13 protein-coding genes are annotated in these 14,056 nt (G+C 70.5%); 5 read left to right on the plus strand and 8 right to left on the minus strand.

Annotation, left to right across the window (positions count from 1 at the left end; genetic code table 11):
* Window positions 1-8: 8 nt before the first annotated feature.
* Entirely contained in the window at window positions 9-2,084 is a 2,076-nt protein-coding gene (locus PU630_RS03205) for a S9 family peptidase (protein ID WP_275278914.1), read from the plus strand.
* Between the two features lie 66 nt (window positions 2,085-2,150).
* On the opposite strand, the gene PU630_RS03210 is transcribed toward PU630_RS03205, so the two are convergent.
* From PU630_RS03210 to PU630_RS03230, 5 genes are read right to left on the minus strand one after another with little or no spacing between them, the layout of a single operon-like run.
* Window positions 2,151-2,369 carry a hypothetical protein gene (locus PU630_RS03210; RefSeq protein WP_275278915.1) on the minus strand — a complete coding sequence of 73 codons (219 nt, stop codon included), beginning with the start codon at window positions 2,367-2,369 and terminating at the stop codon, window positions 2,151-2,153.
* 9 nt (window positions 2,370-2,378) lie between these two features.
* The gene (locus tag PU630_RS03215; protein WP_275278916.1) at window positions 2,379-2,954 is read right to left on the minus strand and encodes a YdeI/OmpD-associated family protein; all 576 of its coding nucleotides are present in this window, start codon (window positions 2,952-2,954) and stop codon (window positions 2,379-2,381) included.
* The gene (locus PU630_RS03220; protein ID WP_275278917.1) at window positions 2,951-3,367 is read right to left on the minus strand and encodes a VOC family protein; all 417 of its coding nucleotides are present in this window, start codon (window positions 3,365-3,367) and stop codon (window positions 2,951-2,953) included. Before PU630_RS03220 ends, PU630_RS03215 begins: the two co-directional genes overlap by 4 nt.
* Window positions 3,368-3,409: 42 nt before the next feature.
* Window positions 3,410-4,372, minus strand: coding sequence for a DNA-3-methyladenine glycosylase family protein (locus PU630_RS03225; RefSeq protein ID WP_275278918.1), 963 nt, complete (start codon window positions 4,370-4,372; stop codon window positions 3,410-3,412).
* A gap of 37 nt (window positions 4,373-4,409) precedes the next feature.
* Window positions 4,410-5,147, minus strand: coding sequence for a winged helix-turn-helix domain-containing protein (locus PU630_RS03230; RefSeq protein WP_275278919.1), 738 nt, complete (start codon window positions 5,145-5,147; stop codon window positions 4,410-4,412).
* Window positions 5,148-5,645: 498 nt separating this feature from the next.
* Between PU630_RS03230 and PU630_RS03235 the strand changes: the two genes are divergently transcribed.
* On the plus strand, window positions 5,646-6,200 hold the full coding sequence (locus PU630_RS03235; RefSeq protein ID WP_275278920.1) for a P-loop NTPase family protein: 555 nt from the start codon (window positions 5,646-5,648) through the stop codon (window positions 6,198-6,200).
* Window positions 6,201-6,209: 9 nt separating this feature from the next.
* Window positions 6,210-6,509 (plus strand): GNAT family N-acetyltransferase, encoded by a 300-nt coding sequence (locus PU630_RS03240; RefSeq protein WP_275278921.1) that lies wholly within the window; start codon window positions 6,210-6,212, stop codon window positions 6,507-6,509.
* A gap of 6 nt (window positions 6,510-6,515) precedes the next feature.
* Here the strand turns inward: PU630_RS03240 and PU630_RS03245 are convergent, their stop codons facing one another.
* Complete coding sequence (locus PU630_RS03245; protein ID WP_275278922.1) at window positions 6,516-7,355, minus strand: MOSC domain-containing protein; 840 nt, start codon at window positions 7,353-7,355, stop codon at window positions 6,516-6,518.
* A gap of 88 nt (window positions 7,356-7,443) precedes the next feature.
* On the opposite strand from PU630_RS03245, the gene PU630_RS03250 reads away from it, so the two are divergent.
* Entirely contained in the window at window positions 7,444-8,595 is a 1,152-nt protein-coding gene (locus tag PU630_RS03250) for an exonuclease SbcCD subunit D (RefSeq protein ID WP_275278923.1), read from the plus strand.
* Window positions 8,592-11,594, plus strand: coding sequence for an AAA family ATPase (locus PU630_RS03255; protein WP_275278924.1), 3,003 nt, complete (start codon window positions 8,592-8,594; stop codon window positions 11,592-11,594). The genes PU630_RS03250 and PU630_RS03255 overlap by 4 nt, the downstream gene beginning before the upstream one ends.
* A 3-nt stretch (window positions 11,595-11,597) precedes the next feature.
* Here the strand turns inward: PU630_RS03255 and PU630_RS03260 are convergent, their stop codons facing one another.
* Entirely contained in the window at window positions 11,598-12,527 is a 930-nt protein-coding gene (locus PU630_RS03260) for a DUF4190 domain-containing protein (protein ID WP_275278925.1), read from the minus strand.
* Between the two features lie 67 nt (window positions 12,528-12,594).
* Window positions 12,595-14,055 (minus strand): lipase maturation factor family protein, encoded by a 1,461-nt coding sequence (locus PU630_RS03265; protein ID WP_275278926.1) that lies wholly within the window; start codon window positions 14,053-14,055, stop codon window positions 12,595-12,597.
* Window position 14,056 lies beyond the last annotated feature (1 nt).

The raw sequence follows: 14,056 nt of genomic DNA on the forward strand, positions 1-14,056 counted from the left end.
GTGGGCTCATGCGCACAACGCCGTTCGACTCCCTTGACGACTACATCGCCCTGCCCCGCACCGAATCGATCGCTGTCTCGCCCGGCGGCAGCCGCGTGGTCCTCGGCGTCGCGACGCTGAAGAAGGACGGCACCGGCTACGACCGGGCGCTGTGGGAGGTCGCGGCCGACGACTCCGATGCCCCGGCGCGGCGCCTCACCCGCTCGGTGAAGGGTGAGTCGTCGGCGGTATACACGGCCGACGGCGACCTGCTCTTCCTCTCCGCGCGGCCTGACGGCGACGGCGCCGACGATGATCCTGCGCAGCTCTGGCTGCTGCCGGGAGCCGGGGGAGAGGCACGCCCCGTGACCCGGCTCGCCGGCGGTGTCTCGGCGATCGAGGCGGTGGCCGAGGCATCCGACGTCGTGATCATCTCGGCGCCCCTGCTGCCGGCCGCGGCGTCGATCGAGGACGACGCACGGCTGCGCGCCGACCGCAAGAAGCACAAGGTCTCAGCGATCCTGCACGAGAGCTACCCGGTGCGGTACTGGGATCATGATCTCGGGCCCGACCAGCCGCACCTGTTCGCCCTGCACCTGAGCGATCTCGCCGAGCAGGTGGGCGTCGAGAGAGCGGATGAGGATGCCGCGGACGACGTGCCCGCGCCGTATCCAGCATCCCTTCCCCGTCCGATCGACCTGACGCCGCACCCCGGAACCGTCTCGGGCGCGCACGGCGTCGCGGTCACCCCCGACGGAGGTACGGTCATCGCCGCGCTGCCGGCCAGGGAGGGGCGCGACGAACGCGCGCGGCTCGTGTCGATCGACGTCGCGACCGGTGCGCACACCATCGTGCGCGACGAGCCCGGCGTCGACAACGAAGCCCCCGTGATCGCCCATGGTTTCGGGACGATCGCCTGGGTGCGCGCGGTCAAGAGCACGCCGGCGGGGCCCGCCGACCAGGAGCTCTGGGTGTCGGCGCTCGACGGCACGGACGCGCGGCGCGTCGCCGCCGGCTGGGACCGCTGGCCCACCGCAGCCGCGTTCGCTTCCGATGATGCTTCGCTGCTGGTGACCGCCGATCAGGACGGGCGCGGACCGGTGTTCCGTGTTCCGCTCGACGGCGGCGCCGTGCAACAGCTGACCGACGACGACTTCACCTATTCGGGTCTCGCGGTCGATCGGTTCAGCGGCGAGGTGGTGGCGCTGCGGACGAATTGGATGCTGCCGCCCCACCCCGTGCGGCTGTCGAACGACGGTGTCACGGTGCTTTCGTCGCCGGTGCCCTTGCCAGACGTGCCCGCGACGATGACCGAGGTGTCGACTGTGGTGGAAGACGGCGCGCGCGTGCGCGGCTGGCTGCTGCTGCCGGAAGGGGCGACGGATGCGGCGCCGGCACCGTTGCTGCTGTGGATCCATGGCGGGCCACTGAACAGCTGGAATGCGTGGAGCTGGCGGTGGAACCCGCAGCTGCTGGTGGCGCGGGGCTTCGCCGTGCTGCTGCCGGATCCGGCGCTGTCGACCGGGTATGGCCTCGAGTTCATCGCGCGCGGTTGGAACAGCTGGGGCGCCAAGCCCTACACGGATCTCATGGCGATCACCGACGAGGTCGTCGCCCGCGGCGACATCGACGAGACGCGCACGGCCGCGATGGGTGGGTCGTTCGGCGGCTACATGGCCAACTGGGTCGCAGGGCACACCGATCGCTTCCGGGCGATCGTGACGCACGCGAGCCTCTGGGCGCTGGATCAGTTCGCGGGGACCACGGACCACTCCGGATACTGGCAGCGCATCTTCACTCGGGAAGCGATGCTCGAAAACTCGCCGCATCGGTTCGTGGGCGACATCCACACCCCCCTGCTCGTGGTGCACGGCGACCGCGACTACCGCGTGCCTATCGGGGAGGGGTTGCGGCTGTGGAGCGAGCTCAATGAGCACTTCGCGAGCGAGGAGGGAACATCGCCGCATCGGTTCCTGTACTTCCCGGACGAGAACCATTGGGTGCTGAAGCCTCAGCACGCGGTGGTCTGGTATCAGACGGTGTTCGCCTTCCTCGACCAGCATGTGCTCGACAAGGAGTGGGCACGCCCCGACCGCATCGGCTGAGTCCGGTCCGCTCGTTGAGCGACGAGCGCAGCGCGGAGACGGAACGCCCACGGCCACCGCCTGTCGCTACAGCCGTGCCCCGTCGTCATCGTCGTCGTGCAGACCCGGGTTATGCCCGCGCTGCGACTCGTATGCGATCAGCCAGCCGATCGACACGAGCACCGCCAGCAGCAGTCCCAGCCACACATTGCTCAGGATGAGACCGATGAGCACACCCACCACCAGCAGCAGCACCGAGCCGAACACCCAGGTGATGCGTCCGCGCGGCCACCCCGAACTCGACATGACTCCAGGCTAGGGGGTGCTCGTGGACGCGGCAGCGCGCAGACGTTCCAGTGCACGCTGCAGCCGCGACTCGAGCGTCTGCGCCGATGGTGCGGTCATCAGCGGATGCAGGATCGAATACCGCTCCGCCCGCGACAATCCATCGAACGCTGCGCGAGCACGCGGATCCGCGTCCAGCGCACGGGTCAGCACCTCGGGCGGCTCTGCCGACGCAGAACCGGCATACGCACGATCCCACCGTCCGTCGACTTTCGCTCGCTCGACCTCGGCCCGACCGCGCGCACGCATGCGCCCCTCGCCTTCGAGTCGCGCGATGTGTTCGACATTGCGCGCCGACCACATCGACCTTGCCCGCCGTGGCGTGAACCGCTGCAGAAACGTGCGCTCATCGCGACGCCGCTTCGGTCCGTCGATCCACCCACTGCATAGGGCCTCGTCGAGCGCCTGATCGTAGCTGAGCGAGGTCGGCGATGACGTGCCCTTCTTGGCCAACACCAACCAGACACCGTCTTCATCGGCCTCATGTGTATCAAGCCATCGCCGCCAGCTCGCGACATCCTCGATGATCAGGTCATCGTCGGTCACGAAGCCGCCGCATCGATCGTCACGTACCAGGCCACCCCGTAGCGATCGGTCAGCATTCCGAATGTGCCGCCCCACGGCGCGCGCCCCAGCGGCATGCTCACGGTGCCCCCCTCGGCAAGGGCGTTCCATTGTCGGGTCAGCGCCTCTTCATCGTCGCCCTCGAGCGATATCGACACACCGGACGGTGCGCTGTACGGCACACCCGCCGGGGTGTCCGAAGCCATCAACTGGATGCCGTCGTCCGTGTGCAGGTACGCATGCATCACGAGGTCGTCATCCGACTCCTCGTGCGGCACATCGGGAAAGTCCTTGAACGTGACAATGTCGAGCGAACCGCCCAGCACTGACTGATAGAACGTCATCGCCTCGCGCGCGTTCTTGTCGAACGAGATATAGGGATTGAGTGTCGTCATTCCGAGAGTCTCGCGCGCACTTCCGACATCGGCAAGAGGAGATCAGCGATCGCGATGGTCCTCCGGATGCAACCGCGGCCCTCGCCGCGGTTCGTGCACGCCGCTCAGCCGAATCAGCCGGATCACCCGCTGACGATGCCCCGGCCACGGTGCCAGCAGCCGCAGCATCCCCTCATCATCCGTCCGGGCACCCGCCAGCGCGAACCCGACCTCGTGCGCGAGATGATAATCGCCGACGCTCACCGCATCGGCATCCCCCAGCGCGCGAGCGCGCGTCTCGGCCGCCGTCCACGCTCCGACCCCGCGGACGCTCGTCAGCGCGGCATCCCGATGCGATCCATCCGGCGCGGTGGTCACCGCTTTCACCAGAGACGAACCCCGCCGGGCCGCCTCCACGATCGCGCGTGACTGCGGCGGTTCGACACCTGCGCGATGCCATGCCCACGACGGGATGCCGCGCCAGCCGTCGATCGTCGGCGGCGCGAACATGGGCGCGGGGGTGGGCCCTGGCGCACGCTCACCGAACCAGGTCAGCAGCCGCCGCCACGCACCGAACGCCTGGAGACCGGTCACCTTCTGCTCGAGGATCGCGCCGGCCAGCGCATCGAACACGCGATCGGTGCGACCGAGCCGCAGTCCCGGATGGCGCCGGTGGACCTCGGCGACGAGGGGATGCCGCGACGCATCGAAGCCCTCGAACGAATCGTCCGCCCCGCACAGCGCAGGAACCTGCGCGAGCGCCCACTCGCGGCCGGCACCCCAGGCGCCCGCACGGATCACACCGGGCGAGACCTCGCGCAACGCGAGCGTCGCCACTCCGTCGGGAGTGCGGCTCGCGCGCCAGATCACACCCGAGACGACTGTGAACGACGGATCGTGCGCGCCGCGCTGTTGCGCGCCGACGGTGCGCAGCAGATCGAGGGGATGCCGCGGCCGATACTCGCTCTCGAGACGCCGACCGGGCGCGGGCCGAGGATCGCGACGTGTCGTGACCTCGGAGAGCATGCCACCACCCTAAGCGGTGACCAGCGACATCCCGGTGTCAGAAGCGGTCGGGCGACGGCGTGCCGTGTCCGTAGCGGATCACGACGTCGGCGTGCCGATCGAAGCGGTAGCCGACCCCGCGCACGGTGCGCACGATGTCTTCATAGCGGCCGAGCTTGGCACGCAGACGGCGCACGTGCACGTCGATCGTGCGCTCGCCCGGGGCGTCCTTCTCGGTTGAGCCCTGCCACAGCGAAGACACGAGCTCGCCACGATCGATCGTGCGGCCCTCGCGCAGCACGAGGTACTGCAGCAGCTCGAACTCCTTGAACGTGAGCGCCGCCGACTCACCGTCGATGACGACACGCTTGCGGGAGATGTCGACGGTCACGCGACCGGCACTGGCCGTCTCTTCGGGATCGGGCTCGCTCTTGGTGCGGGCGACGGCGCTCGGCTCCTGCAGAGCGCGACGGACGACGTCGACATCGCGACCCCCGGCACCGACGGGTGCCAGGGCCACGGTGGCGTACGTCTCGGCGCCGGGGGCCACATCGGCGAGCGTGCGACGGAGCGCATCGACGATCGCGCCGAGCGAGACGCCCGACGCGGCGGCCTTGGCCTCATCGAAGCCGACGTAGAGGGCGAAGCCACGCGGCGTGGTGCCCGCGGGCAGGCTGCGCTGCGGTCCGCTGGGCGCGACGGGGGTCTCGGCGGGACGATCGGTCACCAGACGCAGAGTCGGGCGAGCGGTGGTGCTGGTGGCGGTGGGACGGTCGAGAAGGGCGGTGTTCGACATGGGATGAGTCCTTGACTGCGAGGACCCGGTGGTCGGCGAATCGACCGGAAACCGGGTACGGGTGTGTTGCGATCGCGGCCCGAAGCAGGGCCGGGTGCGAGGCATCCTTGCGCGGTGTGCGACGAGGTGCTCGGGGGCTTACCGCGCGACGACCTTCGAGGTGGAGAAGGAGGCGTGCGCGAGCCCGGCGGGGGTCACCGACTCAGCGGCACATTCGACAACACATGGCAGCGTGGCACGGCATCATCATGCCGTTGGTCCCGTTCGCCTCCCAGGCGGACAGAGAGCGCACGTTGCTTGTCATGTGCCCGATTATGACCGATTGCTTCCCCGTGCGTCAAATCGCCCGGATGTCGCAAGAGATCTCTGACGGAATGTGTCAAATTGCTCAACGCGGCGGTCTGCTACCCGGTTTCTGACAGCCTGAGACACGGTCCCGGGGTGCGTGACAGGTTTCCCTCGGGCACAGGGTGCGCCGGGGTGGCAGACTGTCGCCTCGTGAAGATACGCATCGTGGGCACGTCGGGCTCGGGCAAGTCGCGCCTGGCCGAGCGCGTCTCGACGGTGCTCGGCGTGCCGCGGCTCGAACTGGACGCCGTCTTCTGGGACGCCGAGTGGACCTTCCGCGACCTCGACGAGGCGCACCGGATCATCACGGAGTTCGTCGCGGCGCACCCCGAGGGGTGGGTGATGGACGGCAACTGGACCTCGCGGCTGGGCGACGCGCTCGACGGCCCCGACGGGGCCGATCTCACCGTCTGGATCGACCACTCCCGGGCGCGCACGCTGGGGCGGGTCGTGCGACGCACGCTCCGCCGGGCTGTGATGCGCGAGGAGCTCTGGCACGGCAACCGCGAGCGGCCGGGTTCATGGCTGAAGCTCGACCCCGAGGAGAACATCGTGCTCTGGTCGTGGACGCAGCATCCGGTGGGGCGGGCGCGTCTCGAGCAGCGCATCGCCGCCGGCGAGCCGATCGTGCGGCTGCGCGGGCAGCGCGCGGTGGATGCCTGGATCCGCGCGCTGCGCGACGACGCCAGCGCCGGGCGGGGTTAGCCTGGCGTCGTGAGTGATCTCCGTTTCGCGAACGAACCCGATGCGTCGCGTTACACGCTGCATCGCGGGGAGGATCTGGTCAGCGTCCTGGACTACCGCGACGACGGACGAACCGTCGCCCTCACCCGCGCGTACACCGTGCCGCCCTTCCGTGGCAACGGCTACGCAGGTGAACTCGTCGAGCGCGCCGTCGCCGATCTCGAGCAGCACGGCGGGCGCGAGGTGCTGCCGGTGTGCTGGTACGTCGCGGACTGGTTCGCGGCGCACCCCGAGCGCGGCGGCATCCTGCGTCGGCGCTCCGCGTCGTAGGCGCGCTCAGCCCGCGGCGACCGGCTGCCGCTCGAGCACCTCGACGCGGTCGCCCACGCTGATGACGCCGCTGCGCTCAGGGATCATCCGCACCGCGAACCACGTCTTGCCCGCCCGTTTGCGGTGCCGGGCGAGAGTGCGCAGCGGCTCCTTGCCGTGCGCGAGGGTGTCGGGGTCGATCGTGGTCAGCACACACCGGTCGCACTGCTCGGCGAACCGGTAGCTCACGCCGCCGATGCGAATGCGCGCCCAGCCGTCCTCCTCGAACGGTTCCAGCGCGCCGGCGGAATCGTCGTCCACGACGACGTTCGGGCGGAAGCGGGTGATCGGGATCGTGGCATCCCGATCCGTCTCGGCGATCCACTCGTTCAGACGTGCCACCGACGCCGTGGTGGCCACCAGCAGCGGACCGGCGTCGGCCAGGCTCATATGGTCGCCGTCTCGTCCGCCGTGCTCTGCCGACACGGTGCGAGCGCGCGGGTCGCTCTGCCAGACCAGCGCGACGTGCTCGCCCAGCACCGTCGAGCACCATTCGGATGCTGCACGACCCGCGTACCGTGCCCGCGGCATGCGCGAGACGCCCACCGGCACGACGTCTCCGTCGACTGGGAACTCGACGTCCAGCTCGGCTCGGCCCGGAGCACTCAGCCGCAGACCCGTCGCCGTCGGCGTGGCGGCGATCAGCAGCATCCTGTCGCGTGTGCGCGCCGTGACGACGGCGCCCGAACCGTCCACGAGCGCCCAGCGCCGGTCGCCGCCCAGCCCGTGCGCATGCACCGTCGTCGTCAACACCGGATGAGCCCGGGTCGACTTGACGGGAAAGACGGTCAGCGTGGCGACATGCATGCGCGCAAATCTATGTGAAGCCGGGCCACTCACGCGAACCACCGGCGTCCGCGCGGCCGATGTCGGAGGGGCCGCTTACCGTGGAGTCATGCGGATCCTGCACACCTCCGACTGGCACATCGGGCGCACCTTTCACGGCAGCTCGACCGTCGTCGCGCTGCGTGGCGTGCTCGACGCGCTGGTCGCCGAAGTGCGGGCGCGCGATGTCGACGTCGTCGTGGTCGCCGGCGATGTGTTCGACTCTGCGACCCCCGCGGCCGATTGCTACGCGGTGCTCACCGACACGCTCGCGGCCCTGCGCGACGCCGGCGCACGCGTGATCGTCACGAGCGGCAACCACGACTCGGCGGCGCGGCTGGGCTTTCAGGCGAAGCTGCTGCGTGACGGCATCCACGTCCTCACCGATCCCGCCGCGATCGCCACGCCCGTCACGATCGCCGACGCGCGCGGGCCGGTGCACTTCTACGGCATCCCGTATCTCGAACCCGTGCTCGTGCGCCGGCTCTGGCCCGGCGTGCGCACGCAGGCGCAGGCCGTGGCGCACGCGATGGATCTCGTGCGGACGGATGCCGCGGTCCGCGGCGGCCGGTACCTCGCCGCCGCGCACTGCTTCGCCGCCGGCGTCGAGGCGACGCCGCATCTCGAGCGCGACATCCAGCAAGGCGGACTCGACGTCGTGCCGACCTCGGTGTTCGACGGGCCCGACTACATGGCGCTCGGACACATCCATGGCCGTCAGGTGCTGTCCGAGCGGGTGCGCTACGCGGGCGCCCCGCTGCACTACAGCTTCGGCGAGCGTGACAAGCCCCGCGGCGCATGGCTGGTGGAACTGGATGCCGCGGGCGCCGTCGAGACGGAGTGGATCGACCTGCCGGTACCCCGGCGCCTCGTGCAGCTGACCGGCACGCTCGACGAACTGCTGACCGACGAGCGGTTCGCCGCCGACGAAGACGCCTGGGTCAGCGCACGCTACACCGACACCGCCGCCCAGGCAGATCCGATGCGGCGGCTGCAGCAGCGCTTCCGGCACTGTGCCGAGGTGCGGCACGAGCCGGCGCACCGCGCCGCAGCCGACTCGCGTACGTTCACAGCGCGAGTGGCTGCTGCCGGCGCCGACGACGCGCGGCTCGTCGACGGCTTCCTCGCACACGTGCGCGGCGGCGAGGGCGCCACCGCCGACGAGGGCGAGCTCGTCCGCGAGATCATCGGCGAGCGGGCGGCGACGGAGGCCACGGCATGAAGCTGCACCGGCTCGAGCTGGAGGGTTTCGGTCCCTTCCTGCAGCGGCAGACGATCGACTTCGACGCGTTCGACGACGACGGCATCTTCCTCATCGCCGGGCGTACCGGTGCCGGCAAGTCGAGCATCCTCGACGGCGTGAGCTTCGCGCTCTACGGCGGCGTGCCGCGTTACGACGGTGCGGCAAAGGGACTGCGTAGCGACCACTGTCGTCCTGAAGACCGCAGCGAGGTCAGCCTCGAGTTCACGGTCGCCGACCGGCGCTGGCGCGTCACGCGCTCGCCGGAATACGAGCGACCGAAGAAGAGCGGCACGGGTCTCACGAAGGAGGAGCACCGTGCGGTCGTCGAAGAGCTGGTAGACGGCGAGTGGCTCGGCCGCGCCGCCAAGCCGCGCGAGGCGGCCGAGGTGCTCGGTGAGGTCCTCGGACTGAACCGTGAGCAGTTCCAGCAGGTGATCCTGCTCGCGCAGAACCGCTTTGCGCAGTTCCTGCTGGCGCCGGGCGGCGAGCGGCAGGCGCTGTTGCGCACGTTGTTCGGGTCGCGCACGTACCAGGACTACGAGCGCGCCCTCGATGAGCGGCGAAAGGCCGCCGACGCAGCCGTGGCAGACCGCGCGCGCGACGTCGAGATGCTGCTCGCCGAAGCCGAACGCCTCATCGCCGCACATGAACTCGGCGGTGACCGGCTGACGGGAGAAGAACCCGCGCCCGCGGCGCTGGTCGATCGCCTCGCCGCCCTCGACCGTGCACTCGAGCGTGGCCGATATCGCACCGAGGTGCTCGACGCCGCCCGTACCGAGACGGTCGCCGCCCGCGATGCGGCCTTCACCGCCCACGAGGGCCTGAAGCGGCTGCACGAGAGCGCGCAGGCGCGGGATGACGCGCGCGCCGCGCTGGCGTCGCTCGAGGTGCGTGCCGCCGGGGTCGACGCCGACCGCGGCACGCTCGAGGCCGCCCGGCGGGCCGAGACGTTGCGGGCCACGCTCGAGGCTGCAGAGACCGCTGTGGAGACAGCGCAGGCCGCGCGCACCGCCGAGGCCACTGCGCGCGCCGCGTGGGAGCGGGCCGGGGGAGGCGCGAACGTCGACGCCGACGCGCTGGCCGCGTTCGTCGACGATCTCACCGGGCAGCTGGCCCGCTGGGCCGATGCCCGCGCGCACGAGGGAGCGCTCGACGGACTGCGCGAACAGCAAGCCGTCTCCGAACGCACCGTTGCCGAGCTCGAGACGCAGCTGGCCACCCTGACCGCTCGGCGCAACGGCCTGCCCGCGCGGCGCGCCGAACTCGACGATGCCCTGCGCACACACGAGGCGACCGCGGCCACCGTCGACGATGCACAGGCCGCCCTGACGTCTGCGACCGAGCGGCGGGACGCGGCCCTCGAGGTGGAGACGCTCGGCGAGAAGCTGCGGGAGGCAGAGAAGCGCAAGCTCGCCCGGCGCGAGGCAGCCACGGCAGCCGCCGCCGCGGCTGACGCGCTGCTGCGCCGACGCGTCGAAGAGCGTGCCGGTGAGCTGGCCGCGGACCTCGTCGACGACGTCCCGTGCCCGGTGTGCGGGTCGACCGAGCATCCGCAGCCGGCTCCGCGCGGTGACGCGCCGGTCACGGACGACGAGTTGGCGGCCGCCGACGAAGAGCGGGCGACAGCCCTCGACCGTGCTCGCCTCGCCGACGAGGCACACACCCAGGCCCTCGCGACGCACGCCGAGGCCCGGGCCCGCGCCGGCGGCCTCGATCTCGACGCCGCGCAGCACACGCACGACGAGGCCGCGCAGCGGCTGATGTCTGCGCAAGAGGCCCTGCGGACCCGCGACGCGCTGCGTGCCGAGCGCGCGCAGCTGGAGAGCGAAGACACGCGACTGGCCGCTGAACTCGACGACGTGCGCGCACGGGTGTCCGCGGCACGCGACGAACGAGTTGCGCTCGCGGAGCGGGTGTCGACATCGTCCGCGGCCGTCGAGCAGGCGCGGGGCGACTTCGACACCGTCGCGGCACGCATCGCAGACGGTGAGCAGCGCCGCGATGCGGCATCCCGCCTCCGTGACGCGGTCGCCACCCTGCGCGTCGCCGACACGGCCGCGCGCGCGGCGACGGATGACCGTGACCGGCGCGTCGCCGCATCCGCTTTCGCCGATGCCGCCGCGGCCCGCGACGCGCTGCGGGCCGAGGCTGAGCGGACCCGCCTCGATGAAGCGATTCGCGCATTCGAGACCGAGCGTGAGGCGCAGCGCGTCCGCCTCGTCGACCTCGAGATGCGTCTGGCGGGTGTCGACGACCCGCTCCCCGCGCTGGCCGCGAGCGAGACGGCGCTGGCCGACGCGCACGAGGCCGCGCAGGCGGCCGCACGTCGGGCCGCCGCGATGTCCGCGGGTGTGGAATCGCTCGCGGGCCTCTCCGCGCGCGCGAGCGCGGCGCACGCGCAGATCGCCGACTTGGAGGCGCATCGACGTCTCGTCGCGGGCGTCGCCGACGCAGTCGCCGGCCGCAACGAACGCAAGATGGACCTCGAGACCTACGTGCTCGCCGCCGAGCTGGAGCAGATCGTCGCCGCCGCGAATCTGCGGCTCGACGCGATGTCACAGGGCCGTTACCGACTCGCGCATACCGACGCTCTCGCGGCCCGCAATGCGGCCAGCGGGCTGGGACTCGAGATCGTCGACGCCTATACCGGGCAGGCGCGGCCCGCGCAGTCGCTGTCGGGCGGTGAGACGTTCCTCGCCTCGCTCGCGCTCGCCCTGGGCCTGGCGCAGGTCGTGACCGACCGCGCCGGCGGCATCCGCCTCGACACGCTCTTCATCGACGAGGGGTTCGGCTCGCTCGACCCCGAGACGCTGGACCTGGCCATGCGCACGCTCGACGAGTTGCGCGAGGGTGGCCGCACGGTGGGCGTGATCAGCCACGTCGAAGCGATGAAAGAACAGATCCCGGCGCAGCTGCTGGTGGAGGCGGCAGCGCACGGGCCGAGCGCGGTGCGTCAGAGCGCGCTCGACCCGGCGTGACCCCTACTGCTCGACGAGGTACTTCTGCGCGGACTCGAGGATGTCGCGCATGAACTTCTCGGCCTGCTCCTGGGTGAACATGTCGTTGCTCGACGAGACCAGCGTCTCGGCCTCCGTTGCGATGACGTCATCACCGAGGGTGGTGTATTCGCTCAGGAGCGTGGTACCCAGGAACACCAGCGTGTCGTCGGAGTACACGGAATCGATCGTGGCGTCGTCCACCGAGGGCTCGATCTCCTTGAAGACGGCGCGGATCTTCGGACGCACGTCGGCGAGGTACGCGTCTTCGTCATAAGTGCCGTCGACCGGCGCGGCGTTCTCCTCCGTCGTGCCCTCGTCGGTCGCGCTGCCATCGGCCGGTGCCGTCGCCGCCGTCGACGGCGATGTGGCCGATTCCACCGCCGAGTTGACCGTCCCGACGAGCATCCACACGATCGAGATCCAGAGCGCGAAGACGAACACTATCCCGCCGACGACGGAGACGACGAGACCGGCGATGCCCAGGCCCTTGCCTCCCTGCTTGCGGCTGGCCAGCACCACGATCGAGAGCACGAATGCGGCCAGCAGCAGCACGCCGCCCACGATCGCGAAGATCAGCCCGATGGGGAAGAATCCGATGCAGGCGGCGATGAATCCGACCACCGCCAGGATCAGCGAGACCAGGGCCAGCGTCTTCGGCCGGTTGTCGGGCTGCTGCGGCAGGCCGGGCACCGGCTGGCCGTAACCCGACGGCGGCACCGGCGGATAGGCGCCCGGCTGTCCCTGCGCGTACGGCTGCTGGTAACCCTGCGGGTAGCCGGCCGGTGCGGGGGGAGGCGTCGCAGGACCGGCCGCAGGAACGGGTGCCGGACCGCCCGAGGGAGCGCCGGCGGGGGCCGGCGGGACCGGCGGAACCGCGCCCGCAGGGGCGTTCGGATCGTGGGGAGTGGACACAGAGATCTCCAAGCATGTGTACAGGTGCGATCAAAAGCCTATCCGGCCAGGCGGGAAATGCCCGGTCTCATGTCAGAAGATCATGCGACACCGGCCGCACCAGAAGACGTCTCCGATCGCGCATCCACCGCTGGCCGGTCTCGCGAAACTCCGCGCGTGTCGCGAACCGGTACCGGTAGGAGACGACACGCACCCACCGCGGTTCGGTTCCCGAGAACGGATCCCTTGCGAGCAGGCGCAGCACCCCGGCATCCGCCCGCAGGAGGGCGATCAGAAACTGCTCGAACCAGGGATCCAGCACGCGCCCCAGCGGCAGAAACCACATCAACCAGTCCAGCCGCAGATGGTACGGCGCGAACTGTGCCGGAATGCGCCGCAGCGGCCCCGGCTTGCCCTTGAACACGTACTCGGCCCAGGTTGCGCCATCCGGATCGTGATCCTGCGTGCCCTCGACGACGTACTCGATGCGGGTCATGGTCACGGTGCCGAACGCACCGTACGCATTGGCCAGCTGCCACCGGTTGAAGCTCGCGTTCATCAGCTGACGACGCGCCACGAGGTTGCGCGCCGGCCACCAGCTGAGCACCGCATAGAGCACGAAGACGGCAGCGGTCACGATCACCCAGTACAGCGGGATGCCGCGGCCCCCAGACGTGGAGGCCGCGGGGATGCCGTAGCCCGAGAACGCGAGGACGACCGTCGCCCAGTTCAACCACGCGAAATTGCCCGTGAGCACGAGCCACAGCTGCGTCGCGATCATGATCGTGGCTGCGACCGCGCCGATGATCGCCGGCACCGGGGAATCGACCCACAGACCCACCAGGGGCGCGAAAAGGAACCACGGCACCACGAGCTGCGCAAAGTGGTTGCCCAGCACCTCGAGCCGATGGAACCACGCCGGCAGCAGATGCGCCTGGCGGCTGAGCGGTCCCGGCATCGGCTGCGTCTCGTGGTGGTACATCAGCGCCGTGAGGTCACGCCACTCCCGCCCGCCGCGGATCTTGATCATGCCGCCACCGAATTCGAGGCGGAACACGAGCCACCAGAACAGCACGATGATCACGACCGGGGGAGCCTGATCGTGCGGGCCGAGGAATGCCGCGAGGAAGCCGGCCTCCAGCAGCAGCATCTCCCAGCCGAATCCGTAGAACGTCTGGCCGAGCGAGACGATCGACATGTATCCCAGCCACAGGGCGAGGAAGCACAGCGCCGGCACCCAGGGCGGACCCAGTTGCGGGATGCCGCAGACCAGCGCCGCGGCCACGCTGATGCCGGCCACGCACAGCGCACGCAGCCGTCGGTCCGTGTAGCGAAGTCGCCGGAAGAGGGTGGGGCGCAGCATCCCGGCCGCCCGCTTCGACCCGCGTGCCCACGCGAGCAGTCGCGGTGCCGGCAGCAGCCCGTGCTCGCCCAGCAGCGCGGGGAACTGGTGGAACGACGAGAGGAACGCGATCACGAACAGGGCCGCGATGCCGCGCTGCAGCACCTCCCGGGCGAAGCCGAAGTCGACGGCGGCGAAGGCGTCCACA

It is taken from the genome of Microbacterium horticulturae, from assembly GCF_029094505.1.
GTDB lineage: Bacteria > Actinomycetota > Actinomycetes > Actinomycetales > Microbacteriaceae > Microbacterium > Microbacterium horticulturae.